Here is a 26,781-nt window from a genome sequence, read left to right on the forward strand (position 1 = left end):
AACGGATGAGATCCCTCACCGATAGCATTAGGTGGCTATCAGGCGGGGGGGTGTCAAGTCTCAGAAGTGTCGGGAAATATAGGCTAAACAAGCATTTGCTGCTACGCCGTAAGGGCGCCGCTGCTGCGCCGCGGCGGCCGCCGGAGCGTCCGGCAGCCGTGCATTTTTGGCGGGTCGAAACGAGCGCCGTTTAGGCGCTCGCGCTGCTCTCGACGGCGCGGTCGGAACGATCCGCGTAGATGTAGAGTGGACGCGCCGTTCCCTCGACGACCTCGCGCGAGATCACGACTTCCTCGACGCCTTCCAGGCCCGGGAGATCGAACATGGTTTCGAGCAGGATGCTCTCCAGGATCGACCGCAGGCCGCGCGCGCCGGTCTTGCGCTCGATCGCCTTGCGGGCGACCGCGCCAAGCGCCTCGTCGGCGAAGGTCAGCTCGATGTTCTCCATCTCGAACAGCCGCTGGTACTGCTTCACCAGCGCGTTCTTCGGATCGGTCAGGATCTTCTTCAGCGAGGTCTCGTCGAGGTCCTCCAGCGTCGCAACGACGGGCAGACGGCCGACGAATTCCGGGATCAAGCCGTACTTCAGCAGATCTTCCGGCTCGACGTGACGGAAGATCTCGCCGGTGCGGCGATCCTCCGGCGCGAGCACCTGCGCCGCGAAGCCGATCGAGGTCGAGCGGCCGCGCGCGGAGATGATCTTCTCGAGGCCCGAGAACGCACCGCCGCAGATGAACAGGATGTTGGTGGTATCCACCTGTAGGAATTCCTGCTGCGGATGCTTGCGGCCGCCCTGCGGCGGGACCGAGGCCACCGTGCCTTCCATGATCTTCAGCAGCGCCTGCTGGACGCCCTCGCCCGACACATCGCGGGTGATCGAGGGATTGTCCGACTTGCGGCTGATCTTGTCGATTTCGTCGATATAGACGATGCCGCGCTGCGCACGCTCGACGTTGTAGTCGGCGGCCTGCAGCAGCTTCAGGATGATGTTCTCGACGTCCTCGCCGACATAGCCGGCTTCGGTCAGCGTCGTCGCATCCGCCATGGTGAAGGGCACGTCGAGGATGCGGGCCAGCGTCTGCGCGAGCAGCGTCTTGCCCGAACCGGTCGGACCGATCAGCAGGATGTTGGACTTCGCCAGTTCGACGTCGTTGTGCTTGGTCTGATGGTTAAGCCGCTTGTAGTGATTGTGGACGGCGACCGACAGCACCTTCTTCGCATGGCTCTGGCCGATCACGTAGTCGTCCAGCACCTTGCAGATTTCCTTCGGCGTCGGGATGCCGTCGCGCGACTTCACCAGCGAGGACTTGTTCTCCTCGCGAATGATGTCCATGCACAGTTCGACACACTCGTCGCAAATGAAGACAGTCGGTCCGGCAATCAGCTTACGAACTTCATGCTGGCTCTTGCCGCAGAACGAGCAATATAGCGTGTTCTTGGCGTCGCTCGTGCCGACCTTACTCATTCATTATCTCCGTCCGCCGTTCGATCTCGTTTGCCAGATCGACCCAATCCGGCACACAACCGGGCTGTTGGGTAGATAGAGCAAATTCCGTACCAAAAAAGACCCTACGCAATACTGACCGTGTGGATCACGGTTTATTCGAAATCTCCGCGATCATAGCCGATGCATCACAGCCAACCATGCTGGCACCCGACTATCAAGAATTCGCTAATCGGATGGCCGGCTCAAGACCGTGACAATACCGTGATTTTCAACGATCGCACGTGGAATACGCGTCGAAATCCACGGAACGTTGCGGGATTACCACGTCGGTATATGAGCACGAAAGCGGAACTTTCCGCTGTGCGCATGCACCCGCCGGCGGGTCCAGCACCCTGCTTTTGCCGGTTATGTGAGGCGTCAATGTGGAGATCACACCGACGCCTCGAGATGCCTGCCCAGATCAGGCCGCCTTCGCGGCGGCCGGATCGTCCGGACGCTTGTCGATGACCTTGTCGACGAGGCCGAACGCCTTGGCGTCCTCGGCGGTGAGGAACTTGTCGCGCTCCAGCGCGTCCTCGATCGCCTTGTAGGTCTGACCGGTATGCTTCACGTAGATCTCGTTGAGGCGCTTCTTGAGATTCAGTATCTCCTGCGCGTGCAGCATGATGTCGGTGGCCTGGCCCTGGAAGCCGCCGGAGGGCTGGTGCACCATGATGCGGGAATTCGGCAGCGTGAAGCGCATGTCCTTCTCGCCGGCAGCCAGCAGCAGCGAGCCCATCGAGGCCGCCTGCCCCGTGCACAGCGTAGATACCGGCGGACGAATGAACTGCATCGTGTCGTAGATCGCAAGGCCCGACGTCACCACGCCACCCGGCGAGTTGATGTACATCGAGATTTCCTTCTTCGGATTCTCGGCCTCGAGGAACAGCAGCTGCGCGACGATCAGCGTCGACATGCCGTCTTCCACCGGACCGGTGACGAAAATGATGCGCTCTTTCAGAAGGCGCGAGAAAATGTCGTAGGCGCGTTCGCCGCGATTGGTCTGCTCGACGACCATCGGCACGAGGTTCATGTAGGTTTCAACGGGATCGCGCATGAAAGAACCCAAGGGTTAGGGGTGATGCAGAACTTTGCTCAAGACTACTTGGCTCAAGACCACTGCCTCAAGGCTTAACCCAGATATGGGCCAATTTCCGGCCGACAAGGCCGTCAACTCGCCGCACTAGCCACCTGGGCAGGTCGCAGACCTTCAAGCTGATTCGCGTCTTCGCGCCTAGCGACGGGGACCCTCGCCAGGCGCGCTTTCGCGGTTCATCATTAACGCGAGGTGCCGAAATTAAGCGGCAGTTTTCTCGGCGTCTTCATCCTTGAACAGCTCCTCCTTGGTGACCTTCTTCTCGGTCACATTGGCGAGCTCCAGGACGAAGTCGACAACCTTGTCCTCGTAGATCGGGGCGCGGAGCTGGGCCAGCGCCTGGGCGTTGCTGCGGTAGTAGTCCCAGACTTCCTTTTCGCGGCCGGGCATCTGGCGCGCACGCTCGATCACGGCGCGCGACACCTCGTCGTCGGTCACGGTGATCTTGTTCTTCTCGCCGATCTCCGACAGCACGAGGCCGAGCCGGACGCGGCGGTCGGCGATCTTGTGGTACTCCTCCTTTGCCGCTTCCTCGGTGGTGTTCTCGTCGGCGAAGGTCTTGCCCGACGAGTCCATCTCGGCCTTGATCGAGTTCCACATCAGATTAAACTCTTCGGCGACAAGCGACGGCGGCGCCTCGAATTTGTGGCTCTCGTCGAGCCGGTCGAGCAGCGCGCGCTTGACCTTCTGGCGGGTGGCGCCGGCGAACTCGGCCGTCAGACGCTCGCGGGCGGCTTCCTTCAGCTTGTCGAGCGACTCCAGACCAAGCGTCTTGGCGAACTCGTCGTCGATCGTGGTCTCACCGGGCGCCTCGATCAGCGTCGCGGTGGTCTCGAACTCGGCCGGCTGGCCGGCGAGCTTCTCGTTCAGATAGTTCTTCGGGAACGAGACCTTCAGCGTGCGAGTCTCATTGGTGCCGATGCCGATCAGCTGCTCCTCGAAGCCCGGGATGAATTGGCCGGCGCCGATCACGACCTGGATGCCCTCGCCGGTGCCGCCCTCGAAGGCTTCACCGTTGATGGTGCCCTTGAAGCTGATGGTGACGCGGTCGCCCTTCTCCGCCGCGCCCTCGGCCTTGGCATTGTACGGGCGGCTGCCTTCGGCGATCCGCTTGATGGCATCGTCGACATCGGCGTCGGAGACTTCGACCACCGGCTTCTCAACCGAGAACGATTTGAAATCGGCGAGCTGGATCGGCGGCACGACCTCGATCGCGACGGTGTAGGTCAGGTCGGTCTTACCCGACAGCAATTCCTCGACCTGGTCCTTCTCGGTCGGCATCGTGATCTTCGGCTCGCCGGCGAGGCGGAAGCCGCGATCCTCGAAGATCTGCCGGTTGGTATCGCTGATGGTCTGGTCGATGGTCTCGGCCATCACCGAGCGGCCGTAGATCTTCTTCAGATGCGCCACCGGCACCTTGCCGGGACGGAAGCCGTTGAGACGGACCTTGTCCTTGAGGTCGACCAGCTTGGCGTCCGCCTTGGCATCGAGATCGGATGCCGGGACGCTGATCTTGAATTCGTGCTTCAATCCCTCGTTGAGGGTCTCGGTGACCTGCATGGTATCAATCTTCTTCCGCTTTTGCCGCGGCCCGAGCGGCCGTGGCAGTGTTCAATCTGTTCGACGATGGGCCTTGCGGCCTAACGTCTGTGGGTTCGGCGAACCCTCACCCCATCGGGGCCAAAGGTTCTCCAAGAATTCGTCATGCAAACGCTGTAAGCGCTTGGTGCGGGCGGAGGGACTCGAACCCCCACAACTTTCGTCACTGGAACCTAAATCCAGCGCGTCTACCAGTTCCGCCACGCCCGCGCGAAAAGCATCCCAGTCCGGCCGCGATGCCGCGGGCGGCCGGGCTTATAACATGCGCCCACCGGTTCGCAGCAAAAAAATGGCCGCCGTTGAGCCCGCCCTGCGACCGATCGCGACTGGACAGGTACACTTGAAAATGGTCCGCATCGGCCGGATGGCAAGTCCTCCCGCAAGTCCCGAATTTTCACTCACCCGGCGCGATCTGATCGCCGCCCTTGGCGCCGCGGCGCTTTGCCCCGCTCTGCCGGCCACCGTCGCGGCGCAGGGCCGGACCGCGGTCGCGCTCCAGGCCAAACCCGACCGCATCTCGCTTCGTCCTGGCGGACCGGGTCCTGGCGGACCGGAGACACCGGTCTGGTCACTCGGCAGCGGCGACCTCCGCTTCAAGCGCGGCGAGGTCCTTGACGTCACCTTTGGCAATGACCTGCCGGTCGCGGCCGCGCTGGATTGCCGCGGGCTCGACGGCGTCGCAGCGGCGGAGCCACTGGCCTCCCGGGCGCTGCTTGCCGCCGGGGCAAAGGATAGCTTCCAGCTGCCACTTCGGCATGCCGGCACCTTCCTGTGCGAGCCGCTGATCGGCGATGGCGGCACGGCGCCGGCACGGCCGCGGCCGCTGATCGTGACCGGCACCTCGCCGGTCGCGGTCGACCGCGACGAGGTCTTGCTGATCGAGGAGTGGCGCCTGCGGCCGGACGGAAGCGCAATCCCGGCCGGCGATGATCCAAAAGATTCGACGCAAATCCATACGATTAACGGCAAAACCTCATACGATATCTCGGCACCGGCCAATACCCGCCTCAGACTCCGCTTTATCAACGGCAGCCAACGCAGCGTGCTGGCGGTCAAGCTGGAGAACCTCGACGTCCGGGTGATGGCCACCGACGGCCAGCCGGCCGAACCGTTTCCGGCCCGCAACGGTGCGCTGGTACTGGCTCCGCCGGCCGCACCGATGTCTTCGTCGACGCGGCCGGACCGGCCGGAACCAGCTTTCCGATCCTGCTGCACGACGGCAAGCAGGCCCGCCCGGTCGGCAGGCTGGCCGTCTCAAACGACCCGCCGGCCCGCCCGGCGCCGTTCCCGCCGGCACCGCCGCTGCCCGGCAACGACATGCCCGCCCAGCTCGATCTCAAGAGCGCCGCAAGGTTCGAGCTAACTCTCGGTACGCCGACCGAATGGTTCCGCCCGGCGGACTTCAAGCCATCGGCCGCCCCGGCCTTTCAGGCCAAAGCCGGCCGGCCGGTCGTGCTGGCGCTGACCAACCGCGGCCCGATCGCCAGCGTCTTTCATCTGCACGGCCATCACTTCCGTCTGCTCGACCGGCTCGACGACGGCTGGAAGCCGTTCTGGCTCGACACGCTCGCGATTGAGCCGGGCCAGACCCAGCGCATCGCCTTCCTCGCTGAATATCCGGGCCGCTATCTGATCGAGCAGGTCGCGACCGACTGGGCCGCGCCGCGGCTCGTCCGATGGTACAGCGTCCAATAACAACAAGGGGAAACGTCCATGAGCCAGACAGTTGCAGCGATCCGCGCAGTCAAGGCGCGAAGCGTCGTGGTGCCGCTCAAGCGCCCTGTGAGGAACGCCTTCGGCGTGATCGATTCCGGCCCGCTGGTTCTGATCGATGTCGAGACCGACCAAGGCGTTACCGGCCGCACCTACATCTTCGCCTACAGCAAGCTCACGCTTAAGCCTCTTGCCTATCTGATCGAGGAGATCGGCCGCGAGCTCATCGACAAGCCGGTCGCCCCGTTCGACCTCATGAAGGCGATGGACGCCAAGTTTCGGCTGCTCGGCTGGCAGGGCCTGGTCGGCATGGCGGTATCCGGTCTCGACATGGCCTATTGGGACGTGCTCGGCCAGCTCGCCGGCCGGCCGCTGGTCGAGCTACTCGGCAGCTCGGTGAAGCCGATCAAGGCCTATGACAGCTACGGCGTGGTCGATCCCGTTGCCGACGAGCGCGCGCTGCGCCGCTCGCTCGACCAGGGCTTCAAGGGAATCAAGATCAAGGGCGGCGACGGTGATGCCGCCAATGACGAGCGCGTCGTGAAGGGCGTGCGCGCCCTGCTCGGCCCCGATATTGCGTTGATGATCGACTTCAACCAGTCGCTCGATCCGGCGGAGGCGCCCCGCCGCATCGCCCGGCTTGCGCCCTACGATTTGCACTGGATCGAGGAGCCGGTCCCGCAGGAGAGCCTGTCCGACCACGCCAAGGTCCGCGAGACCTCGCCGACGCCGATCCAGGCCGGCGAGAACTGGTGGTTTCCGCGCGGTTTCGCCGAGGCGATCGCCGCCGGCGCATCCGACTTCATCATGCCCGACGTCATGAAGGTCGGCGGCGTCACCGGCTGGATGCAGGTCGCAGGACAAGCAGACGCCGCATCGATTCCGATGTCGAGCCATTTGTTCGCGGAGGTCAGCGCGCATCTGCTCGCGGTGACGCCGACCGCGCACTGGCTCGAATTCCTCGACTTCGCCGGCGCGATCCTCACAAGGCCCGCCGAGATCGTCGACGGCGCCGTGACCGCCCGCGGTCCCGGGCTCGGCATCGAGTGGAACGAGCCAGCGGTCGCGAAGTATCTCGTGAGCTAGCGGCGATCCTGGCTGGTGAGCGCGCGCTTCACCTTTGCGATGCATTCATGTAGGTCGATCCGAAATCGGAGCGCCCAATGTCGACCAACAGCAAGCTGACGCTCAAATTCCGTTGTCCGACGGAGCTTGACGGACTGATACCGGCCCCCATACCGGCGGCCCAGGGCGTTCCCGACTGGCTCAAGGCCATGCCGGCGACGGCCTTCTCCTCGATCAACCTGCACGACGAGGACACCATCAAGCGCTGCCCGCCGTTCGTGGATGCGATGACCTGCGGGTTCTTGCTGCCGCTGGTTTGCGATCTCAAGGTCGAGGACGGCGAAATCACCTGGGACCAGGATCTGCCGCCGGGAGGCACGCCGGAATTTCCACGCTCACCGATCGGCTTCCACGACCCGGGTCAGGTCACCGGCACTCCGCTGTTTGAAGAGGGCCGCTTCTTTCTCAAATTCCACAATTTGTGGACCGTCGAAGCCCCGGAAGGCTACGCGATCTACTTCACCCATCCCGTCAACCGCTTCGATCTGCCATTCACCACGCTCAGCGGCCTGGTCAATTCCGACCTCTATGCCGACAATTGGGTGCACTTTCCGGCGTACTGGCACGACAGGAATTTCAGAGGCGTCCTCCCCAAGGGGACTCCGATCGCGCAATGTATTCCCGTCAAGCGAGACGACTGGACCGCGCAGGCATCGCCGTTCACCGCGGAAGACGCCAAGCGGGTCGGCGAGCTCCGCACCGAGCTCAGACGGCAGCCGAACCTCTACCGGAGAAACTTCAGGGCGTAAGGCAAGGCGGAACATCGTCCGCCGCGCTCGATCTCACTCCCCGCCGAGGAACTTCGCAGCGGCGCTCTGGGAGAAGAAGAAACGGCCATGAGATCCCGAGGCCATGACGAATGCCGCGCGTCCAAACAGCTGCGGCTGACCGCGGATCACCGAGCGCAGCGCTGCCTCGGCAGCATCGCGCTCACCCTGCTCGAAAAGGCAAGTGGCGAGGTGGGCGCGGGTCGAACGATCATCCGGGTATTGCGCGAGCACGCGGCGGAACGCATCCGCGGCTGCGGCGTAGTCGCCAACGAGGATCAGGACCCGCCCGAGCTGGTTGAGAACGTCGGGGCGTCCCGGCGCAGCATCACGTGCCGCCGTCAGGACGCTTGCAGCCCGCGCGATGTCATTGGTCTCCTGCAACAGGCGCCCGAGATCGAGCTTCAGGTCGACGCTCTCAGGGGCCAGCGCGAGACCGGCCTCGATCGTGCTGATCGCCTCGTCGTGTTGACCGGCCTTGGCAAGCTGCCCGGCGAGTTCCTGAAAGGACGGAAAATATGGCGGGCGTCGCGCCGCCGTGCGCCGAAGCTGTGCGATGCCGTCGGCGACGCGGCCCGCGCCGCACAGCAATGCGCCGAGCAAAGTCTCGACCTCTCCATCGTCGCCGCGACGCGCAACGCGCTCGAGCGCGGCGATCGCCTCGCCTCCCCGGTTCTGCCCCATCAGGGCATGCGCCAGAAGAAGCGCAGCGTGTCTGTCCGTGCGGTTCGATTTCAGGACGTGCGTCGCAATCTGCTCGGCCTGAGCAAACTGCTGCGCCCGCAACGCCAAGGCGCCTTGTTGCAGCGCTTGAGCAAGGAAATTGTTTTGCCTGCCACTCACGAGAGGTTTCCGGAGGATCCGAGAGAATGTTGAGAGCCCTAGCCCGCCATCGCGGGGCGTCCAGCAACAGTCTCGTGAAGACGCGACATGAGGTCAACAGCAGCGCCCCGCCCCCCTTCTGGCCCAACGGCCTGATGTCGTCGGGCCCATGGCGATCACATCAATTCGCATCGAAATCGCGAAACGGAACCCGTCAATTCGGGACAAGCGTCGGATAAATCCTGTAGTGTCGGAGTTGATCGGCGTGCCGCCGAGCGAGTCTGACACCATGGGGCTCAGATCGGAGAACAGGGATGGCACAGTGTATCGCCGTCGTTCAATTCGACCTTCCGAAACGAACTGAAGAACAGGCCATCAGGGGTGGCATGGGCACCGCCCCTATTTACCGAAAGCTCGCAACAAAGGGGCTGATCCGCAAAGACTATCTCAATGGAGAGGCCGGTACCGGCGGCGTCTATCTCTGGGAGAGCCGAGAGGCGGCCGAGGCATGGTTTACCGAGGCCAAGATCGTCGAGCTCACCGGACGGTTTGGAGTCCGGCCGCGGCTGACCTGGTACGACACACACGTCACCGTCGACAATCTCAAGGGCGAGACGCGAGTGAGCCAAACCGCGCTGATTTCCGCAGCGGAATGAAATCGACCTGAGGTCAGCGTCGAGCGCCCGCATCTGAGCACAGTGCGGGCGCTGTAACGCGGCCGTTTTCGACCGGGGCCTTTGGCCCGACGCCTACTCCCCGCCTCCTGCAATCCCGCCGGGGCTCGGTTGCAGCTTGCCGCGCGCCTGCGCCGATGACGCTTCGCTGTCCATCGCCTCCGGCCGCAATGCCTCCAGCGGACGCTTGCGGGTCTCGATGCCGAGCACCGCAACCGCAACCGCCTGCACCACCAGGAGCCCGGCCACCACAGAGACGACGCCGGTGACGCCGAACCTCGTGAACAGCTCGACCACGATGAACGGCGTCACGATCGACATCAGGCGACCGGCGGTGTTGCAGATGCCGGATCCGCGCATCCTGAGTTCGGTCGGGAACAGTTCGGGGATGTAGAGCCCCCAGGCCAGCGCCAGCATCACCGCCACCGTGAAGACCAGGAGAAAGCCGATCACGACGAAGGCGACCGGGTTGATGAACATCGGATAGATCAGCCCGAGCCCGGCCGCCGCGAGCGACAGCACGATCAGCGACGGCTTGCGGTCGATCTTCTCGCCGATCCACATGCCCGACAGCGTGCCGAGCGGGCTGCCGAGCGTCATCAGCATGGTGTAGCCGAGCGATGACGACAGGTTGATGCCCTGCTTGACGAAGAAGGTCGGGATCCAGGCGATGAAGCCGTAGACCGCGGTGTTGAGCCCGATCAGGATCAGGCAGCCGACGATGGTCCGCGCGATCAACGCGCGCGAGAACAGGCGCGTGAAGCGAACGTCCGGCTGCACCGGGGCCGGCTGATAGGCCGGCGTCGGCAGGGTCCTGCCCTTGCCGACCTCCTGCTCGATCGCCGCCAGCACCGCCTCCGCCTCGGCGCTCTTGCCCTGCGTCTCGAGCCAGCGTGGCGATTCCGGCAGCGAGCGCCGCAGGAACCAGACGATCATCGCGCCGACGCCGCACAGCGCGAACATCCAGCGCCAGCCGAGATGCGGAATGACGACCCAGCCGACCAGCGTCGCGACAAACAGCGCACCATTGGTGCAGGTCGCGAGCGCCGCGCCCCAGCGGCCGCGCTGCTGCGGGGGGATGAATTCGCTGAGCACGACATAGCCAACGACGATCTCGGCGCCGAGCCCGAGGCCCATCACGAAGCGGGCCCCGATCAGCCAGTTCATCGACGGCGCGAGCGTTGCCGCCAGCGCGCTGAGGCCGAAGATCAGGAGGTTGGCCTGATAGGCGAATTTGCGGCCGAAGCGGTCGCCGGCGACGCCCGCCAGCCAGGCACCGATCAGCATCCCGACAAAGGTCGCCGAGATGAAGCGCGCATTCTGGGCGAGGTCCGAATAGCCGGACTGAACCAGCGCGCCGAGAATGCTGCCGGCGAGGAATATCTCGAAGCCGTCGACGAACAGTCCGGCCCCGATCAGCGCGAATATCCGGTAGTGAAATCCGGCGATCGGCAATCTGTCGAGCCGGCCCCCCGCGTTAACGCCCTTGGTCACTTCAGCCTCCCTGATTTTGATCTTGTTTTGATCGTTGTCTGCGCCGATTTTTGTGCCGGCGCTATCCGGTCGAGACGCGCGCCTCCTCGTCTGCGCTTGCATGCACGGCTTGCGGCCGCGGCAGGCCGAGGTTCTCGCGCAACGTGTCGCCCTGATACTCGCGCTGGAACAGGCCGCGCCGTTGCAGCTCGGGCACGACGAGGCGCACGAAGTCCTGGTAGGTTCCGGGCACATGGGTGGCGGCGACGACAAAGCCGTCGCAGCCGCCTTCGCAGAACCAGCGCTCCATCTGATCGGCGACCGCCTTGGGCGAGCCGACGAAGGTCGGTAGTTCAGCGAGCGTCCCGCGCCCGCTGAACTGCACGAAGTCCCGCGGTGTCGGATTGGGCTTGCCGCTGAGATTCATCACGCGGTCGCGGATTGCTTGCAGCCCGCTGATCGAGGCCAGCTCATCCGACGTGAACGGCTCGTCCATCGGCTTGGCCGCGAAATCGTAGTTCAACACCTCCGACAACAGCGTCAGCGCATCGATCGGCTTGGCGAGCCGGCTGATCGCCGCGAACTTGTCCTCGGCCTCGGCCTGGGTCTCGGCGACAACAGGATAGACCGCCGGCGCGATGCTGATGTCCCTGCCCGTCTTGGCCAGCGTTCCCTTGAGGTCCGCATACTGCTTCTTCGCAATGTCGAGATTGGGATAGATCACGAAGATCAATTCGCCCCAGCGCGCCGCAAAGGTCTTGCCGCGGCCGCTCTGGCCGGCCTGAATGATCACCGGATGGCCCTGCGGCGAGCGCGGCACCGTGAACGGGCCGCGCGAGCGGAAGAACTGCCCGTGATGGTCGAGCCGGTGCACCTTGGCCGGGTCGGCGAACAGCCCGCTCTCGCGGTCGAAGCTGACCGCGCCGTCCTCCCAGCTGTTCCAGTGGCCGAGCACGACCTCCATGAACTCGTCCGCGCGGTCGTAGCGCAAATCGTGGCTGAGATGCTGCGAGGCGCCGAAATTCGCCGCCTCGGAGTCGTTCAGCGAAGTCACCACGTTCCAGGCGGCGCGGCCGTTCAGCAGCAGGTCCATCGTCGCGAACACCCGCGCGACGTGGAACGGCTCGTAATAGGTGGTCGAATAGGTCACGCCGATGCCGAGCCGCTCGGTCGCCAATCCCATCGTGAGCGCAACCGAGACCGGATCGAGCTTCGCCGCGCGCACGCCGTGGCGGATGGTCTCGCGAAAATCGTCGCCGAAGCGATCGGGGATCGCGAGCCGGTCGTCGAAGAAGGCGAGATGGAACTTGCCGTGCTCCAGCGTGCGTCCGATCTCCTGATAGTAATCGCGCGAGAACCAGTTCGGCCTCGACTCCGGATGGCGCCAGGAGGCGGGATAGTTCGAGCAATTCTGGGCCTGCAGGAAGCCGATCAGTTTCATCTGCCTGGTCATGGCGTCGTTCCTTCGTGGCCGCGGGAGAATTGGTTCATGTCAGATCACCCCGTCGCTGCGCAGCGCGGCGAGCGCCGCCGCGGTGGCGCCGGCAAGTGAGGTCAGGACTTCGTCGGTGTGCGCGCCGAGCGCGACGCCGGCATGCTTGAACTGCGGCGGCGTGCGCGACATTTTTGGGATCGCGCTCGGCACCGCGATCGGGCCGGCGCGGGAGGGCACCTCGGCGATGTTGCCGCGAGCGCGGTATTGCGGGTCGGCGAAGATGTCACTGATGCTGTAGATCGGCCCGCAGGGCACGTCGCAGCGCTCGCACTCGGCAAGCGCCGTCTCCAGCGGCATGGAGCCGATCCAGTCGGCGACCATCCCGTTGACCTCCTCGCGCCGCGCCAGGCGGCCGGCCATGGCCGCATAGCGCGGGTCGGTCGCGAGATCCGGCCGCCGCATCGCCTGCGCCAGGCGCTCGAACATCTTGTCGCTCGAACAGGCCAGCGCCACCCATTTGCCGTCGGCGGTCTGGTAATGGCTGTGCGGCACGACATTGACGGTGTCGGCACCGAGGCGTTCGCGGACGAAGCCGGTCTTGGCGAACACAGTCGCCATCTCGTCGAGCAGCCGAAACACCGATTCATAGAGCCCGATATCGACCACCTGGCCATGTCCGGTGGCTTCGGCATGGCGCAGCGCCAGCAGCACGCCGAGCGCGCCCCATAGCCCGGAAATGTAATCGGCGAGCGAGGTCGATCCCGGCATCACCGGTTGGCGTCCCGCCTCGCCGGCAAGATAAGCGAGCCCGCTGAAGCCGTGCGCGATCCGGGCGAAGCCCGGCTTGTCGCGCAGCGGGCCGTCCTGCCCATAGGCGCTGATGCGTAGCATCACGAGTTTTGGGTTGATCTCGCGCAGCGCCTCGAAGCCGAGCCCCCATTTCTCCAGCGTGCCCGGCCGGAAATTCTCCAGCACCACGTCGGATTGGCGGACCAGCTCGCGAAACAGCGCCGCGCCACGCTCGCTGCGCAGATCGAGCGTCACCGACTTCTTGTTGCGGGCTTCGCTGAGCCAGACATAGGTGTCGCCGCAGTCGCTCGGAGTGCCGAACCGGCGCAAGGGATCGCCTGTGCCCGGCTGCTCGATCTTGATCACCTCGGCGCCGAAATCGGACAGCACCGTCCCGCAGAACGGCGCCGCCACGAAGGTCGCGATGTCGAGCACGCGAATTCCGGTCAGCGGTGGTTCATGCGACATCACGCGCTCCTTGCCCGCCCGCTGCCAGAATTGCGTCATGGCGGTCGATGATCGCCTGCGCGCGCTTGAGCACCGCAAGATCGATCAACACGCCGTCCTGCCCGAAGGCGCCGTCGCCGCCGGCGCTGGCGGATCGAATTTTCGCCGTGATCTCGCGCGCCCAGCCGATCTCGCGTGCGGTCGGCGAGAACACCTCGTTGGCGGTCTCGAGCTGCGAGGGATGGATCGCCCATTTGCCCTCGAAGCCAAGCGCGGCCGCCCGCGCCGCACTGGCGCGAAAGCCTGCGGCATCGCCGAAATTGGCATAGGGGCCGTCGATCGCACGCAGGCCGTGGGCGCGGCAGGCATTGGCGATGCGGGCGAGCGCGAAGTGCCACTGGTCGTTCCAGTGCATCCGGCGCGCACCGCCCTCGTCCGCATCGGTGAGCACGGCATAGCGCGGATCGGAGGCGCCGATGATCGCGCCGCAGGTGCGTAGATCAATCGAGTAATCGCCGATGCCAAAGATGACCGCTTCCAACCGCTCCGACGCCTGCACGATGTCCTCGACATTGGCGAGCCCGAGCGTGGTCTCGATCAGGATCTCGATGCCCAGCGGCCTTGCGCGCGGGAACTCGCGCTCGAGCCCCGTCAGCAGCGCCTCGACGAAGCGGACGTCGAACGCAGTGCCGACCTTCGGCACCATGACGAGGTCGAGGCGCGGCGCGCGGCTGACGATCTCGATGATGTCGCGATGCGCCCATTCGGTGTCGAGCCCGTTGATCCGCACCGCCAGCGTCTTGTTGCCCCAGTCGATCCGGTTCAGCGCCTCGATCGCGATCTCGCGCGCCTCGGGTTTTCGGGGCGGCGCAACCGCGTCCTCCAGATCGAGGAAGATGAAATCGGCCGCGCTACTCGCTGCGCGTTCGAAGAAATGGGTCGAGGTCGCGGGAACCGCGAGTTCGGAACGCTGGACGCGGCGCGTGCGCGGCTTGGTGACGGTGAAGGACATTGGAGCATCTTTTCTGCATCGCGCCGCAGGATCGTCTCCCGCGGCCAACAACAATCATGCTAGATGTCCGACACTGATCTTTCTAACGAGATTATCTTAAGAACTGTTCAGTTCTCCGGGACAATCGTCTGCAGGGCAAAACGATGTCGCAGATCAATTTCAAGCTGCTGCACATGTTCATCGCGGTCGCGGAGAACAAGAGCTTTCGCCAGGCCTCCGAGCAGCTCAACCGCTCGCAATCCGCGGTCAGCATGCAGATCAAGCTGCTGGAGGATCAGGTCGGCGCCGCGCTGTTTCATCGCACGACGCGACGCGTCGAGCTGACCGCGGAGGGACTGCAACTGCTGACGCATGCGCGGCGCGCGCTCGGCGAATGGGAGAACGGCCTGCGCGAGATCCGTGAAGTCATCGACATCCAGCGCGGCACGCTGTCGCTGGCCTGCGTCCCGACCATTGCCGCGACCATCCTGCCGCAGGCGCTGCACGCCTTCCAGGCGAGCTATCCCGGCATCAACATCAATCTGCGCGAGCTTGCGGCCGAGGACATGCTGGACTGCCTGCGCCGGCGCGAGGCGGATTTCGGCATCGGGCCGGAGATGGACGGCTCGACCGAGTTTCAGTTCGCGCCGCTGTTCAACGACCCGATCTATGCGTTGGCGACAAGAGCGTTTCCGTTTCGCAAGCGCAGCGCGGTCGACCTCACCGAACTGTCCGCCTATCCGATCCTGCTCAACTCAAAATCGGCGGCGCTGCGCTCGATGCTGGAGCGCGCGCTCGCCACGCGCAATCTGCAAATGAAGATCAAGTTCGAGGTCGAGCACAGCTACACGCTGGCCGCGCTGGCCGGCGCCGGCCTCGGCGTCGGCATCCTGCCCAAGGTCGCCCTGCCGCGGCCGGTCAGGAAGACGATGCAGGCGCTGCCGATCGTCAATCCGACGCTGGAGCGCACGGTCTGCCTCGTCTCGCTGCGTGGACAATCGTTCTCGCCGGCCGCCGGCGCGCTGACATCAGTGATTCACAAATTCCTCAAGCCGCGCCCTTAGGTCCGCCGGCCAACCCGCAGAACCCGCCGCGAAAATAGATCAGCGGCGTCTCCCCCTCACGCAGATGCATCGCGCGGACCGCGCCGACGAAGATCGAATGCGTGTCATGCGCATGCTCGTCGATCAGCTCGCAGTCGAGCCCGATCAGCGCACCCTTAAGGATCGGCGCGCCCGTGGCCAGCGACAGCCAGCCGTCGGCGTCGGAAAAGCGATCGTCCCGCTCGATGCCGCGGCGGCCGGCGAACACATTGGCCAGTTCGGCCTGGTCGGCGTGCAGAATGTTGACGCCGAACGCGGCGGTGCGCCGGATCAGGCCGTGCGCGCTCGCCGAGCGGTTGACGCAGGCGATCAGCCGCGGCGGCGTGTCCGACAGCGAACAGACCGACGTCGCCGTCATCCCCGTTCTGTCGCCCGGCCCGCCCGCCGACAGGATCGTCACCGCGCCGGCGTAGTGGCGCATCGCCGCGCGATAGGACGCGGGGTCGACGCTCCCGTGAGCCGGAGCGGCGGTCGAAAGCAGGCTGGTCGGTGCATTCATCTGGCTGTTCCGGGCGAGAGGCGACGGTTTTGAATTGTATAGGCCAGCCGGATCGATCGCAGAAACGCAAATATCTAACCAGTTGTTCAGATCATCCGATCAATGCCGGGCGTGTGCAGGCCGGCGAGCCGCGGCAGCGCCTGATCGAATGCCGCGCGATGCACGCGCGCGGCAACATCCATGTCGGCCAGCACGAGCCGCCTAATACTCAATCCCGAACTCGTCATAGAGACGGCGGAACACGGCGGGCAGCACTTCGGTGAGATCTTCCGCGATCAGGCCGGGGCCCGCCTCGCTCGCGCTCTCGCCGTGCATCCAGACGCCGATGCTGGCCGCCTCGAAGGCCGCGACGCCCTGGGCCAGGAAACCCGCGATGATGCCCGACAGCACGTCGCCGGCGCCGGCGGTGGCGAGCCACGGCGGCGCGTTGGCGGCGACAGTGGCGCGGCCGTCGGGAGACGCGATCACCGTGTCGGCGCCTTTCAGCAGCACCACCGCGCCGGAGCGCTCGGCCGCCGCGCGCACGCGCTCGAGCTTGGAGCGGCCGGGATGCTTGTTGGAAATATCGCTGAACAGCCGCGGAAACTCGCCCTCATGCGGCGTCAGCACCACCTGCTGACCGGCGCTTGACTTGATCGCCTCGAACAGCCGGTCCGGCGCGCCGGCAAAGCTGGTCAGTGCATCGGCGTCGAGCACCAGATGCCGCTGCGCCGACAGCGCGGTGTGGACGAAGTCACGGGTCCGCGCGCTGACCCCGGCGCCCGGACCGATCACGCAGGCATTGAGGCGCTTGTCGCCGAGCAGCTCGGCGAACTGGATCGGGTTGTCGACCGCACGCACCACCACCGCGGTCAGCGCCGCAGCGTTGACGGCAAGCGCATCACGCGGCGAGGCCAGCGTCACGAGGCCGGCGCCGGCGCGCAGCGCCGCGCGCGCGGCGAGCCGTGCCGCCCCGGTCGAGGCGAGATCGCCCGACACCACGACGGCGTGCCCCCGCGCGTATTTGTGGCCGTCGATCCGCGGTACCGGAAACGACCATCGCCAAGCCTCCGGCGCATTCTCCGCGGTCAGCGGCTTGATCTCGTCGAGCACCTGCGCGGCGATACCGATGTCGGCGACGCGCACCCGGCCGCAATACATCCGGCCCGGCAGCAACAGATGCGCGGGCTTCTTGCGGAAGAAGGTGACGGTCTCGGTGGCCTGCACGGCCGCGCCCATCACCGCGCCCGATGTGCCGTTGATGCCGCTCGGCAGGTCGACCGCCAGCACCGGCGTACCGTTGGCATTGATCGCCGCGATCATCTCCAGCGGATCGCCCTTTACCGGCCGGTTGAGGCCGGCACCGAACAGCGCGTCGACGATCAGCGCCGGCTTGCCGAGCGCCTGCGGGTTGAACGGCAGCACCGGATATTTCCAGCCCTTCGCCGCCAGCGCCGCGTCGCCCTGCAGGCTGTCGCGCTCGCAGAGCAGGATCACCGAGACCTCGCGGCCGCGCGCGGCAAGCTCGGCGGCGGCGACAAAGCCGTCGCCGCCATTGTTGCCGCGGCCGGCGACCACCACGATCGGCCCCTCCTCGACCAGGTCCATCGCGGCTTCCGCGACGGCCTGGCCGGCGCTCATCATCAGCGCGAAGCCCGGCGTTCCGGCTGCGATGGTCAGCCGGTCGGCGCGTTCCATCTCGGTCGTCGTCAGAACGTCCATGCCGAATCCTCAATCGCTTCGCCTTTTCGAGAGGCAATTCCTGTGACGTTCGCGGGGTTTCTACTGGCCGACTGCATACGGATTGATCTATTTGCCTATTTGTTAGGCTTGGATATCATAGCCCATGTGGTTCGATATCAGCCGATTGCCTGTTAAAAGGCTGATAACATTCTGAAATCGGGGACCTTAACAACTTGGCATAGACCCTGCTTTTGAGGAAGCCGCGCGCAAGGCCGCTTCATGCGACCATTGCGCGTGTTTCCGGCCACCGGCCGGAAGCCTTAAGACCAACCAGACTGCGCCCCACGCGCATCGAACTCGACCCTGCAATCTGCAATGCCCGGGAGGCGCTCAGTGAAGAAGATTGAAGCCATCATCAAGCCCTTCAAGCTCGACGAGGTGAAAGAAGCGCTCCAGGAAGTCGGACTGCAAGGCATCACCGTCACCGAGGCCAAGGGATTTGGCCGCCAGAAGGGCCATGCCGAACTCTATCGCGGTGCGGAATACATCGTCGACTTCCTGCCCAAGGTGAAGATCGAGATCGTGATCGGCGACGACCTGGTCGAGAAGGCGATCGACGCGATCCGCCGCGCGGCGCAGACCGGCCGGATCGGTGACGGCAAGATCTTCGTCTCCAACATCGAGGAAGCCATCCGCATCCGGACCGGCGAATCCGGGCTGGACGCTATTTAAGGGCGGTGCTATCCGGATTTTCTGACGACAAAAGAAAAAAGGCTGCTTCGGCAGCCTGATTTCGTTTGTGTAGTCACACGAACTCGCCAAAAGCGGGAATAACGTCGCTCTCCGCTGGAAACCGACCCGCACATCCATAAGGGGTATTCATGAAGACCGCCAAAGACGTCCTGAAATCGATCAAGGACAACGACGTCAAATACGTCGACCTGCGCTTCACCGATCCGCGCGGCAAGTGGCAGCACGTCACCTTCGACGTCAGCATGATCGACGATGACATCTTCGCCGAGGGAACGATGTTCGACGGCTCGTCGATCGCCGGCTGGAAGGCGATCAATGAATCCGACATGTGCCTGATGCCCGACCCGGTCACCGCGACGATCGACCCGTTCTTCGCCGAGACCACCATGGTCATCACGTGCGACGTGCTCGAGCCGACCACCGGCGAGCCCTACAACCGCGACCCCCGCGGCATCGCCAAGAAGGCCGAGGCGATGGTGAAGTCGATGGGCGTGGGCGACACCGTGTTCGTCGGCCCCGAGGCCGAGTTCTTCGTGTTCGACGACGTGCGCTATTCGGCCGAACCATACAACACCGGCTTCCGCCTCGACTCCTCCGAGCTGCCGATCAACTCGGCGACCGAATATGAGGGCGGCAACCTCGGCCACCGCATCCGCACCAAGGCCGGCTACTTCCCGGTGCCGCCGCAGGACTCGGTGCAGGACATGCGCTCCGAGATGCTCGGCGCGATGGCCAAGATGGGCGTCAAGGTCGAAAAGCATCACCACGAGGTGGCCTCGGCCCAGCACGAGCTCGGCATGAAGTTCGACACGCTGACGCTGATGGCCGACCATATGCAGATCTACAAGTACTGCATCCACCAGGTCGCCCACATCTACGGCAAGACCGCCACCTTCATGCCAAAGCCGGTCTACGGCGACAACGGCTCGGGCATGCATGTGCATCAGTCCATCTGGAAGGACGGCAAGCCGACCTTCGCCGGCAACAAATACGCCGACCTGTCGGAGACCTGCCTGCACTACATCGGCGGCGTCATCAAGCACGCCAAGGCGATCAACGCGTTCACCAACCCGTCGACCAACTCCTACAAGCGTCTGGTGCCGGGCTATGAAGCCCCCGTGCTGCTCGCCTATTCCGCGCGCAACCGCTCGGCGGCCTGCCGCATCCCCTACACCGCGAACCCGAAGGCCAAGCGCGTCGAGGTGCGTTTCCCCGACCCGATGGCCAACCCCTATCTCGGCTTCGCCGCGATGCTGATGGCCGGTCTTGACGGCATCAAGAACAAGATCGATCCGGGTCCGGCGATGGACAAGGACCTCTACGATCTGCCGAAGGAAGAGCTGAAGCAGATCCCGACCGTCTGCGGCTCGCTCCGCGAGGCGCTCGAGAGCCTCGACAAGGACCGCGCGTTCCTCAAGAACGGCGGCGTGTTCGACGACGACTTCATCGACGCCTATATCGAGCTGAAGATGACCGAGGTCGCGCGTTTCGAAATGACCCCGCACCCGGTGGAATTCGAGATGTACTACTCGCTGTAAATCTTGCGGCACCGACGACATGCGAAAGGCGCTTCCACCGGAAGCGCCTTTTGTTTTTGGGTTCCTTGTCACTACGAGGAGCAAAGCACGAAGCAATCCACACATCCGCGCACACGGAAAGATGGATTGCTTCGCTTCGCTCGCAATGACGCTGCGGTTACACTTTCGCCTTGGCGAGCCGCCGTCCGCCGGCGTCGAGCGCGCCGAAGGTGCCAGCGATCATGTCCGGCGTCGGGATCATGCCGCCGAGCGACCAGCTCGCCGGCTCGCCCTCCTCGATCTTGACCCAGACGTTGCGGCGGAAGTCCGGGTTACCCTGCGCCTCGATCTCGACCATGAGGTCGGTGACGCGCTCCAGCAGCGCCTGCTTCTGCGCGACATCGAAGATGCCGCGGACGGTGGAAATGGTGACGTAAGGCATGGTCTCTCTCCATTGCTGAGGGTGTGACAACGCAGCGAAGATGGACCGGCACGGCACAATCAGGCAGTGGCCGATCGGACAGAGATCGGGCAATATCTGCCACCGCCCGATCCCGCCGATCGGCTAGCATGACGGCAAATTCCGGAGGTCCCATGAAGCTTGCGATCCTCGCGCTGGAAGGCTGCATGCAATCGGCGGTCGCCGGCATCGCCGACATCCTCACCCTCGCCAACCACGTGATGCAGCTGCGCGGCGGCAAGGCGCGCTTCAGCTGGCAGACGCTCTCGCTCGACGGCAAGGCGGTGCGCGCCGGCGGCGGCAAGTTGCTCGCCGTCGATGGTGCGGTGGGCAGGCGGACGGCGTGCGACGCGATCATCGTGCCGGGCAGCCTGGTCGATCATCTCACCGCCGAGCGCCTGCAACCGCAATATGACCGTGCTGGCGCCTGGCTGCGCCAGCAGCATGCCAGCGGCCGGCTGATCGGCGCATTCTGCAGCGGCGTGCTGCTGCTCGCCAATGCCGGCCTGCTCGACGGCCGCCGCGCCACTATCACGTGGTGGCTGCAGAGCGAGCTGCGCCGCCGCCATCCCAAGGTCGATCTCGCCGGTGATGCCGTGATCACGCAGGCCGATCGCCTGGTCTGCGCCGCCGGTCCGATGTCGTGGGTCGATCTGTTGCTGCGGCTGATCGAGCTTGTCGAAGGCGCGGAGGTCGCAAAAATTTGCGCCGACTATGCGGTGATCGACACCGCGCAGCGCACCCAGGCGATCTTCATGCCGCTCGGCTACATGCTCGGCCAGGATCCGCTGCTGATCAAGGCGGACATGCTGGTGCGCCGCACCGGCAAGGCCCCGATCACGGTGCGCGGCCTCGCACACGCGCTCGGCCTCAGCGAACGCACCCTGAACCGCCGCTTCCGCGAACTGACCCACGAGCCGCCGCAGGCCTTCATCATGCGCCGCCGCGTCGAGCACGCCCGCACGCTATTGGAGACCACGGCGCAGCCGATCAAGGCGATCGCCCGCGCCACCGGCTATGAGGACGAGAGCAGCTTTCGAAAAGCCTTCCGCAAGCTCACGCTCACCTCACCCCAGGCCTACCGCGTGCAGCGATCGATGCGCGCGGCCTGATCGCGGGAAGCCCCGGAAGACTACGGTCAGCAACGCTGACGAACCTGATGACGTGATGCGAACCGCACACAAGGTTGTGTTTCCGGGATCGACAACGCCTGGGCTCGGGTGTTCACTGCCGGCAAGGACCCGAAAGCGGCCTCCGATAAAACACGCAATCATTTTCTGCATGGGGAGAAACGAGATGCTCTTTCGTCGCTCGACGAATGGCGGCGCTTTCGACCGCCATCATCATTTTCGCTGTCTGTGCTGGCAGCGCATTGGCACAGAAGAAATACGACATCGGCGTAAGCGATACTGAAATCAAGATCGGCAACATCATGCCCTATAGCGGGCCGGCATCCGCCTACGGCACCAGCGGCCGGGCCCAGGCGGCCTATTTCCGCAAGGTCAACGCCGAGGGCGGCATCAATGGCCGCAAGATCAATTTCATCTCCTACGACGACAGCTACAGTCCGCCGAAGACGGTCGAGCAGGCGCGCAAGCTGGTCGAAGGCGACGAGGTCTTGCTGATCTTCGCCTCTCTCGGCACGGCATCCAACGGCGCGATTCAGAAATACATGAACGTGAAGAAGGTGCCGCAGCTGTTCATTCAGACCGGTGCCACCAAGTGGAACGATCCGCAGAACTTCCCGTGGACCATGGGCTGGCAGCCCAGCTACCAGAGCGAGGGACGAATCTACGCCAAGCACATCCTGAAGGAAAAGCCGGGCGGCAGGATCGCGGTCCTCTACCAGAACGACGATTATGGAAAGGACTATCTCAAGGGCCTGAAGGACGGCCTCGGCGACAAGGCGGCGTCGATGATCGTCATCGAGGATGCGTATGAGGTGGCCGAGCCGACGATCGACACGCACATCGTCAAGATGAAATCGATGAATGCCGATGTATTCGTCGACATCGCCACACCGAAATTCGCCGCGCAGGCCATCAAGAAGGCAGCCGAGATCGGCTGGAAACCGCTGCACATCCTCAACTCGGTCGGTTCCTCGCTCGGTGCCGTGATCCAGCCCGCCGGCTTCGAGAACGCGCAGGGCATCATTTCGGTGGCCTACCTGATGGATCCGCTCGATCCGCAATGGAAGGACGATCCCGGCATGAAGGCGTTCGACGAATATCTCTCCAAATATTTCCCCGAAGGCAATCGGGCCGACAGCCTGATTATGACAGGGTACAATGCGGCTCAGACGCTGGTTCAGGTGCTTAAGCAGTGCGGCGACGATCTCACGCGCGCCAACGTCATGAAGCAGGCCGCCAACCTGAAGGCCTTCCGGACCACCAACCTGCTTCCCGGCATCACGATGAACACCAGCCCGATCGATTTCGCGCCGATCAAGCAGATGCAGCTCAGACGACTCAAGGGCGAGCGATGGGAGCTGTTCGGGCCGATGCTCAGCGCGGAAGTGGGAGGTTAGCCGACCGTGGCCCCTCACTGCGCCGCCCGGACTGTCCGAGCGCTATCCGCGTCATTGCGAGGAGCTCGCGACAAAATTGCAAAGCAATTTTGCGCTGAAGCGACGAAGCAATCCATCTCTCCGGGTATCCGGAAAAATGGATTGCTTCGCTTCGCTCGCAATGACGCTAGTAGCTTTGGATCTGTAGGATGGGTAGAGCGCAGCGAAACCCATCATCTCGCCCCCTGCACAGGCGATGGGTTTCGCTTCGCTCTACCCGCCCCACGGGGCTTGACCTACACCCGGAACAGCTTCGCGTACCTCGCCTTGATCTCCTCCGACTGCACCTGCACCTGGGCCGGATCGGCCTTGAGCATTTTCAGTTTGTCGAGCGGCACGTGACCGGCCTTCTCCTTCACCTTGGCATGGAACGAGCGGTGCGCGAATTCGTCGGCCAGCATCTGCTGGGTCTCGGCGCTGAAAAAATAGCTCTGGAACAGCCGCGCCGCATTCGGGTTCGGCGCGTTCTTGAAGATGCCGCTGGGGACGATGATCAGCGGCGCGCCCTCGGCGGGATAGACCACCTCGACCGGCTTGCCCTGATCCTTGGCCAGCACGAGGTTGTAGTCGTTGCCGTCGGCCATCACCGCGCGCTCGCCGAGCAGGATCTTCTTCGGCGGATCGGCCGCCGACTGCACCTGCATCACGCGCTGTTGCGAAAGCTTCGCCAGATACGGCCAGCCGATGTCGCGCGCCAGCACGAAGGTCGCGGTCATGATCGCGCCGGAATAGCTCGGGTGGCCCTTGACGATCTTGCCGCGCCACTTGGGATCGAGCAGGTCGGCGTAGCTCTTCGGCGCCTCCTCGCGCTTCACCTGCTCGGTGTTGTAGCCGATCACCTCGAACCAGGCGCAGGATGTCGCCGAGGTACCGTCGGGATCGATCTGGTCGGCCGGAAAATGCCTGGCGACGTCTTCCGGCACGTAGGCCGCGAGCCAGTCGTTCTTCTTCCAGTCGAGGTAGTGCGCGGGATCGGTGGAATTGGCGACGTCGACGGCGTTGATGCCGCTGCCCTGCTCCTGGGCGATCCGCTGGAAGATGCGTTCCGCGCCGGAGCGCTCGACGCGGACGCTGATCCCGGGATATTTCTGCTCGAAGTCACGCGCGAGACGCTCGGCCGTGTTCAGCTCCAGCGCGCTGTAGAACGAGATCTTGCCTTCCTTCTTGGCGGCTGCGACCAGCTCCGGCGTCACGGCTTCCGCCGGCGGCGCCGCCGCGCGCAGCGGCTCCGCGAATACCATGCCGGCGGCGGTGGCCGCCGTCACCTTGAGCCAGTCGCGCCTCGACCATTTGCGGTCCTGCATTCCATACTCCCTGAAATCGGGCCGTTGACCGGCCGCGCCTTTGTCGCGGGAGCTTAGCGCGTAGGATGGGTAGAGCGAAGCGAAACCCATCAAATAGCGGCCGCATCAGGGATGATGGGTTTCGCGCAGTTTATCATCGGACCGCGCTTGCGGACCCGTTGGCATCCAGGTCACGCCGCGGCTACGTCTTCGCGGGCGGATTCTCGCGCAGGAAGCGTTCGAGATCGGGCTGCACGGAATAAGGCTGCGGAACCGGATCGCCCTGAAAGTCGACCTGAAGATCAAGGCAGCGCCGCAGCATCCGCGCCAGCTCGCCGCGCCGATAGGGCTTGGTCAGCAGCGGAATGCCGTGGCCGCCACGCCCCTGCTGCGCGGGCAGCACGCCGTCACTGTAGCCCGAGGTGAACAGCACCCGCAGTGCCGGGCGCCCGGCCATCAGCGTCTCCGCCAATTGCCGGCCGTTCATGCTGCCGGGCATCACGATATCGGTGAACAGAAGGTCAAACGCGGTGCCGCGTTTGACGATCTCGAGCGCGGCGTCCGCGTTCGCCGCAACCAGAACGTGGTAGCCGAGGCTTTCGAGCTGGCCCGTGACATAGTCCCGGATCGTAGGATCGTCCTCGACGCACAGGATCGTCTCGTCGCCGCCCCTGACGGGCAGATCGTCCTCCTCCGCCGCGCGCTGTGCGGTGCCGTCGGCCTTCGGCAGATAGATCCTGAAGATGGTGCCGCGCCCCTGCTCGCTCTTGACCTCGATACCGCCGCCGCTTTGCTTGACGAAGCCGAACACCATGCTGAGCCCGAAGCCCGGCGCCCTGCCCGACCTCCTTGGTGGAAAAGAACGGATCGAAGATCTTCTCTAGATGCGTCGGCGAAATGCCGGTGCCGGTATCGGTCACCTCGATCACGAGATGATCGCCGGCGCGCTCGACGCCGCACGCCACGGCGTCGGGAATCCCGAGCTGGATGTTGCGGGTCGCAAAGCTCAGCGTGCCACCGTCAGGCATGGCATCGCGCGCATTGATGGCGAGATTGACCAGCGCAGCACCAAGCTGGCTGCGGTCGACGAAGGCGAGCCAGGCGTTGCGGCCGAGCTCCGTCCTGATCTCGGTCTGCGAGCCGAGCGTCTGCGACAGCAGCCGGACCACCTCGCCGACCAGGTCGTTGACGTCGGTCTCGCCGGGCTGCAGCGGTTGCTTGCGCGCGAATGCCAGGAGGCTCGAGGTGAGCTGCGCGCCGCGATCGGCGGCATCGCTGATCAGCTTGGCGATCGCGGCAAGTTGCGGGTTGTCCTTGACGCCGTCGGCGAGGATCTCGATCGTGCCGGTGATCACGGTCAGCATGTTGTTGAAGTCGTGCGCGATGCCGCCGGTCAGCCGCCCCAGCGATTCCGACTTCTGCGCCTGGATCAACTGCTCCTCGGCAATACGGCGCTGGCTGACGTCCCTGACAAAGGAATTGATGATCCAGCCGTCGCCGCGGCGCAGCGCGTTGAGGGACACCTCGACATAGAACCGGTGACCGTCGCGGTGCAGGCACGCCGTTTCATAGCGCATGCCCATGCCGCCGGCCGCGGTCTCCTGCAGGAAGCGGGTGATCCGCTGCCGGTGCGCGAGGCGCAGCTCCTCCGGAAACACCAGTTCGACCACCCGATAACCGACCGCCTCGGAGCGCGTCCAGCCGATCAGCACCTCGGCCTGCGGGCTCCAGTCGAGAATGACGCCGTCCTGGTCGGTCTGGACGAAGGCGTCGAGCGCGGTCCTGACGATGGCTTGCGCCATCTGCTCGCTCTCGACCAGCGCCTGGTGTGCCCGACGCTGCGCGGTGACGTCGTGCAGTACGGCGACCGCGCCCCGCAGATTGCCGGTATCGTCGCGCAGCGGCCGCGCGTTGACGACAAGGAAGACGGCCGGTTGCGGCGGTTGCGGTTTGACGATCAGCTCGAAATCGTCGACGTCATCGCCGCGCAGCGCACGCGCCATCGGCGTGTCCGGGATCGGCATCACGGTGGTGCCGTCGGCATAATAGTTCTGGAAGGTGCGAACGCCGGTCAGGGTATCAAAACCGGGTTCGACACTGTACAGCCGTCGCGCCGCGGCGTTGACGATCACGATCATCCCGTGCTCGTCGGCGACCACCACCGGATCGCGGATGCTCTCGACGGTCTTCTCCAGCAGGTGCTGCCTGCTGCCCAGCTGCGCCGACAATTCGGCAAGCGTCGCCGCGAGCTGAGCGGTCTTGCCGTCATCGCTTGAGCCGAGCGAGACCTGCTGGCCGCGCGACAGCGCCTCCGCCGCCCGCACCAGCTGGGCGGGCGTCCTGGACAGCGATCTCGCAATCACCTCAGCCGTCATCAATACCACCGCAACCGCGCCACCCGCGAGCAGAACGCCCGGCCAGGTCACGCCATGGATGAAGCCCAGCGCGAGCAGGAGCGCGGCGACGGGAAACAACATCCCCATCGCCAGACGGCCCGACAAATTCATCCCGACCAACCCCT

Annotated in this window: 23 protein-coding genes, 1 tRNA gene and 1 pseudogene; 9 read left to right on the top strand and 16 right to left on the bottom strand. The window is 64.7% G+C overall.

Annotation, left to right across the window (positions count from 1 at the left end; all coding sequences use genetic code 11):
* Nucleotides 1-190 precede the first annotated feature (190 nt).
* The 4 genes from clpX to ACSKB9_RS04670 all read right to left on the bottom strand — a co-directional run bounded on the left by clpX (nt 191) and on the right by ACSKB9_RS04670 (nt 4,391).
* The gene (gene clpX / locus ACSKB9_RS04655) at nt 191-1,465 is read right to left on the bottom strand and encodes an ATP-dependent Clp protease ATP-binding subunit ClpX (protein WP_018271869.1); all 1,275 of its coding nucleotides are present in this window, start codon (nt 1,463-1,465) and stop codon (nt 191-193) included.
* A 442-nt stretch (nt 1,466-1,907) separates the two neighbouring features.
* Complete coding sequence (locus tag ACSKB9_RS04660; protein WP_016847729.1) at nt 1,908-2,543, bottom strand: ATP-dependent Clp protease proteolytic subunit; 636 nt, start codon at nt 2,541-2,543, stop codon at nt 1,908-1,910.
* Nucleotides 2,544-2,783: 240 nt separating this feature from the next.
* Nucleotides 2,784-4,142, bottom strand: a complete 1,359-nt coding sequence (gene tig, locus ACSKB9_RS04665) for a trigger factor (protein ID WP_253608445.1) — start codon at nt 4,140-4,142, stop codon at nt 2,784-2,786.
* Nucleotides 4,143-4,306: 164 nt separating this feature from the next.
* Nucleotides 4,307-4,391: transfer RNA gene (locus ACSKB9_RS04670), tRNA-Leu, on the bottom strand.
* A gap of 136 nt (nt 4,392-4,527) precedes the next feature.
* Here ACSKB9_RS04670 and ACSKB9_RS04675 point away from each other — a divergent pair.
* The 3 genes and pseudogenes from ACSKB9_RS04675 (at nt 4,528) to ACSKB9_RS04685 (ending at nt 7,768) form a co-directional block, all read left to right on the top strand.
* Nucleotides 4,528-5,876, top strand: a pseudogene (locus tag ACSKB9_RS04675) (multicopper oxidase family protein).
* An 18-nt stretch (nt 5,877-5,894) separates the two neighbouring features.
* Nucleotides 5,895-6,980 carry an enolase C-terminal domain-like protein gene (locus ACSKB9_RS04680; RefSeq protein ID WP_438071814.1) on the top strand — a complete coding sequence of 362 codons (1,086 nt, stop codon included), beginning with the start codon at nt 5,895-5,897 and terminating at the stop codon, nt 6,978-6,980.
* Between the two features lie 77 nt (nt 6,981-7,057).
* On the top strand, nt 7,058-7,768 hold the full coding sequence (locus ACSKB9_RS04685; RefSeq protein WP_438071815.1) for a hypothetical protein: 711 nt from the start codon (nt 7,058-7,060) through the stop codon (nt 7,766-7,768).
* 33 nt (nt 7,769-7,801) lie between these two features.
* Here ACSKB9_RS04685 and ACSKB9_RS04690 read toward each other — a convergent pair whose 3' ends face one another.
* Nucleotides 7,802-8,578 (bottom strand): tetratricopeptide repeat protein, encoded by a 777-nt coding sequence (locus tag ACSKB9_RS04690; protein ID WP_438080058.1) that lies wholly within the window; start codon nt 8,576-8,578, stop codon nt 7,802-7,804.
* 344 nt (nt 8,579-8,922) lie between these two features.
* Here ACSKB9_RS04690 and ACSKB9_RS04695 point away from each other — a divergent pair, with 344 nt between their 5' ends.
* Nucleotides 8,923-9,264: a monooxygenase gene (locus tag ACSKB9_RS04695; protein ID WP_438071816.1), complete on the top strand. Its 342-nt coding sequence runs from the start codon at nt 8,923-8,925 to the stop codon at nt 9,262-9,264.
* A gap of 93 nt (nt 9,265-9,357) precedes the next feature.
* Here ACSKB9_RS04695 and ACSKB9_RS04700 read toward each other — a convergent pair whose 3' ends face one another.
* From ACSKB9_RS04700 to ACSKB9_RS04715, 4 genes are all read right to left on the bottom strand, one after another.
* Entirely contained in the window at nt 9,358-10,776 is a 1,419-nt protein-coding gene (locus ACSKB9_RS04700) for an MFS transporter (protein WP_438071817.1), read from the bottom strand.
* A gap of 61 nt (nt 10,777-10,837) precedes the next feature.
* Nucleotides 10,838-12,208 carry an LLM class flavin-dependent oxidoreductase gene (locus ACSKB9_RS04705; protein ID WP_438071818.1) on the bottom strand — a complete coding sequence of 457 codons (1,371 nt, stop codon included), beginning with the start codon at nt 12,206-12,208 and terminating at the stop codon, nt 10,838-10,840.
* A 39-nt stretch (nt 12,209-12,247) separates the two neighbouring features.
* Entirely contained in the window at nt 12,248-13,447 is a 1,200-nt protein-coding gene (locus tag ACSKB9_RS04710) for a CaiB/BaiF CoA transferase family protein (protein ID WP_438071819.1), read from the bottom strand.
* On the bottom strand, nt 13,437-14,438 hold the full coding sequence (locus ACSKB9_RS04715) for an HpcH/HpaI aldolase/citrate lyase family protein (RefSeq protein ID WP_438071820.1): 1,002 nt from the start codon (nt 14,436-14,438) through the stop codon (nt 13,437-13,439). The genes ACSKB9_RS04710 and ACSKB9_RS04715 overlap by 11 nt, the downstream gene beginning before the upstream one ends.
* Nucleotides 14,439-14,581: 143 nt before the next feature.
* Here ACSKB9_RS04715 and ACSKB9_RS04720 point away from each other — a divergent pair, with 143 nt between their 5' ends.
* Nucleotides 14,582-15,481: a LysR family transcriptional regulator gene (locus ACSKB9_RS04720; protein ID WP_438071821.1), complete on the top strand. Its 900-nt coding sequence runs from the start codon at nt 14,582-14,584 to the stop codon at nt 15,479-15,481.
* On the opposite strand, the gene ACSKB9_RS04725 is transcribed toward ACSKB9_RS04720, so the two are convergent.
* The 3 genes from ACSKB9_RS04725 to ACSKB9_RS04735 all read right to left on the bottom strand — a co-directional run bounded on the left by ACSKB9_RS04725 (nt 15,465) and on the right by ACSKB9_RS04735 (nt 17,720).
* Nucleotides 15,465-16,019 (bottom strand): flavin reductase family protein, encoded by a 555-nt coding sequence (locus tag ACSKB9_RS04725; protein WP_438071822.1) that lies wholly within the window; start codon nt 16,017-16,019, stop codon nt 15,465-15,467. The two genes, ACSKB9_RS04720 and ACSKB9_RS04725, sit on opposite strands and share 17 nt — an antisense overlap.
* A gap of 86 nt (nt 16,020-16,105) precedes the next feature.
* The gene (locus ACSKB9_RS04730) at nt 16,106-16,231 is read right to left on the bottom strand and encodes a hypothetical protein (RefSeq protein WP_309145028.1); all 126 of its coding nucleotides are present in this window, start codon (nt 16,229-16,231) and stop codon (nt 16,106-16,108) included.
* Nucleotides 16,221-17,720 carry an NAD(P)H-hydrate dehydratase gene (locus ACSKB9_RS04735; RefSeq protein WP_438071823.1) on the bottom strand — a complete coding sequence of 500 codons (1,500 nt, stop codon included), beginning with the start codon at nt 17,718-17,720 and terminating at the stop codon, nt 16,221-16,223. The genes ACSKB9_RS04730 and ACSKB9_RS04735 overlap by 11 nt, the downstream gene beginning before the upstream one ends.
* A gap of 354 nt (nt 17,721-18,074) precedes the next feature.
* Here ACSKB9_RS04735 and ACSKB9_RS04740 point away from each other — a divergent pair, with 354 nt between their 5' ends.
* Both ACSKB9_RS04740 and glnA read left to right on the top strand, forming a co-directional pair.
* On the top strand, nt 18,075-18,413 hold the full coding sequence (locus ACSKB9_RS04740) for a P-II family nitrogen regulator (protein WP_011441447.1): 339 nt from the start codon (nt 18,075-18,077) through the stop codon (nt 18,411-18,413).
* 149 nt (nt 18,414-18,562) lie between these two features.
* Entirely contained in the window at nt 18,563-19,972 is a 1,410-nt protein-coding gene (glnA, locus tag ACSKB9_RS04745) for a type I glutamate--ammonia ligase (RefSeq protein WP_028333940.1), read from the top strand.
* A 157-nt stretch (nt 19,973-20,129) separates the two neighbouring features.
* On the opposite strand, the gene ACSKB9_RS04750 is transcribed toward glnA, so the two are convergent.
* Nucleotides 20,130-20,393, bottom strand: coding sequence for a tautomerase family protein (locus ACSKB9_RS04750; RefSeq protein ID WP_057016441.1), 264 nt, complete (start codon nt 20,391-20,393; stop codon nt 20,130-20,132).
* A gap of 152 nt (nt 20,394-20,545) precedes the next feature.
* On the opposite strand from ACSKB9_RS04750, the gene ACSKB9_RS04755 reads away from it, so the two are divergent.
* Nucleotides 20,546-21,523 carry a GlxA family transcriptional regulator gene (locus tag ACSKB9_RS04755; protein ID WP_438071824.1) on the top strand — a complete coding sequence of 326 codons (978 nt, stop codon included), beginning with the start codon at nt 20,546-20,548 and terminating at the stop codon, nt 21,521-21,523.
* A gap of 206 nt (nt 21,524-21,729) precedes the next feature.
* Nucleotides 21,730-22,938, top strand: a complete 1,209-nt coding sequence (locus tag ACSKB9_RS04760; RefSeq protein ID WP_438071825.1) for an ABC transporter substrate-binding protein — start codon at nt 21,730-21,732, stop codon at nt 22,936-22,938.
* Nucleotides 22,939-23,213: 275 nt separating this feature from the next.
* Here ACSKB9_RS04760 and ACSKB9_RS04765 read toward each other — a convergent pair whose 3' ends face one another.
* The 3 genes from ACSKB9_RS04765 to ACSKB9_RS04775 form a co-directional block, all read right to left on the bottom strand.
* A complete protein-coding gene (locus tag ACSKB9_RS04765; RefSeq protein ID WP_438071826.1) occupies nt 23,214-24,281 on the bottom strand; it encodes an ABC transporter substrate-binding protein in 1,068 nt (355 codons plus the stop codon).
* 181 nt (nt 24,282-24,462) lie between these two features.
* Nucleotides 24,463-24,888 carry a response regulator gene (locus ACSKB9_RS04770; RefSeq protein ID WP_438080059.1) on the bottom strand — a complete coding sequence of 142 codons (426 nt, stop codon included), beginning with the start codon at nt 24,886-24,888 and terminating at the stop codon, nt 24,463-24,465.
* The gene (locus ACSKB9_RS04775) at nt 24,782-26,767 is read right to left on the bottom strand and encodes a PAS domain S-box protein (RefSeq protein ID WP_438071827.1); all 1,986 of its coding nucleotides are present in this window, start codon (nt 26,765-26,767) and stop codon (nt 24,782-24,784) included. Before ACSKB9_RS04775 ends, ACSKB9_RS04770 begins: the two co-directional genes overlap by 107 nt.
* Between the last annotated feature and the right edge of the window lie 14 nt (nt 26,768-26,781).

It is taken from the genome of Bradyrhizobium sp. BR 1433, assembly GCF_051547665.1.
GTDB lineage: Bacteria > Pseudomonadota > Alphaproteobacteria > Rhizobiales > Xanthobacteraceae > Bradyrhizobium > Bradyrhizobium australafricanum.

Bases quoted from the DNA above. Each gene is read 5' to 3' on its own strand.
- tig (WP_253608445.1), bottom strand. From the start codon at position 4,142: ATGCAGGTCACCGAGACCCTCAACGAGGGATTGAAGCACGAATTCAAG.
- ACSKB9_RS04710 (WP_438071819.1), bottom strand. From the start codon at position 13,447: ATGTCGCATGAACCACCGCTGACCGGAATTCGCGTGCTCGACATCGCG.
- ACSKB9_RS04720 (WP_438071821.1), top strand. From the start codon at position 14,582: ATGTCGCAGATCAATTTCAAGCTGCTGCACATGTTCATCGCGGTCGCG.
- ACSKB9_RS04660 (WP_016847729.1), bottom strand. From the start codon at position 2,543: ATGCGCGATCCCGTTGAAACCTACATGAACCTCGTGCCGATGGTCGTC.
- ACSKB9_RS04775 (WP_438071827.1), bottom strand. From the start codon at position 26,767: ATGAATTTGTCGGGCCGTCTGGCGATGGGGATGTTGTTTCCCGTCGCC.
- ACSKB9_RS04695 (WP_438071816.1), top strand. From the start codon at position 8,923: ATGGCACAGTGTATCGCCGTCGTTCAATTCGACCTTCCGAAACGAACT.
- ACSKB9_RS04715 (WP_438071820.1), bottom strand. From the start codon at position 14,438: ATGTCCTTCACCGTCACCAAGCCGCGCACGCGCCGCGTCCAGCGTTCC.
- ACSKB9_RS04685 (WP_438071815.1), top strand. From the start codon at position 7,058: ATGTCGACCAACAGCAAGCTGACGCTCAAATTCCGTTGTCCGACGGAG.
- ACSKB9_RS04760 (WP_438071825.1), top strand. From the start codon at position 21,730: ATGGCGGCGCTTTCGACCGCCATCATCATTTTCGCTGTCTGTGCTGGC.
- ACSKB9_RS04765 (WP_438071826.1), bottom strand. From the start codon at position 24,281: ATGCAGGACCGCAAATGGTCGAGGCGCGACTGGCTCAAGGTGACGGCG.
- ACSKB9_RS04750 (WP_057016441.1), bottom strand. From the start codon at position 20,393: ATGCCTTACGTCACCATTTCCACCGTCCGCGGCATCTTCGATGTCGCG.
- clpX (WP_018271869.1), bottom strand. From the start codon at position 1,465: ATGAGTAAGGTCGGCACGAGCGACGCCAAGAACACGCTATATTGCTCG.
- ACSKB9_RS04735 (WP_438071823.1), bottom strand. From the start codon at position 17,720: ATGGACGTTCTGACGACGACCGAGATGGAACGCGCCGACCGGCTGACC.
- glnA (WP_028333940.1), top strand. From the start codon at position 18,563: ATGAAGACCGCCAAAGACGTCCTGAAATCGATCAAGGACAACGACGTC.
- ACSKB9_RS04725 (WP_438071822.1), bottom strand. From the start codon at position 16,019: ATGAATGCACCGACCAGCCTGCTTTCGACCGCCGCTCCGGCTCACGGG.
- ACSKB9_RS04755 (WP_438071824.1), top strand. From the start codon at position 20,546: ATGAAGCTTGCGATCCTCGCGCTGGAAGGCTGCATGCAATCGGCGGTC.
- ACSKB9_RS04680 (WP_438071814.1), top strand. From the start codon at position 5,895: ATGAGCCAGACAGTTGCAGCGATCCGCGCAGTCAAGGCGCGAAGCGTC.
- ACSKB9_RS04705 (WP_438071818.1), bottom strand. From the start codon at position 12,208: ATGACCAGGCAGATGAAACTGATCGGCTTCCTGCAGGCCCAGAATTGC.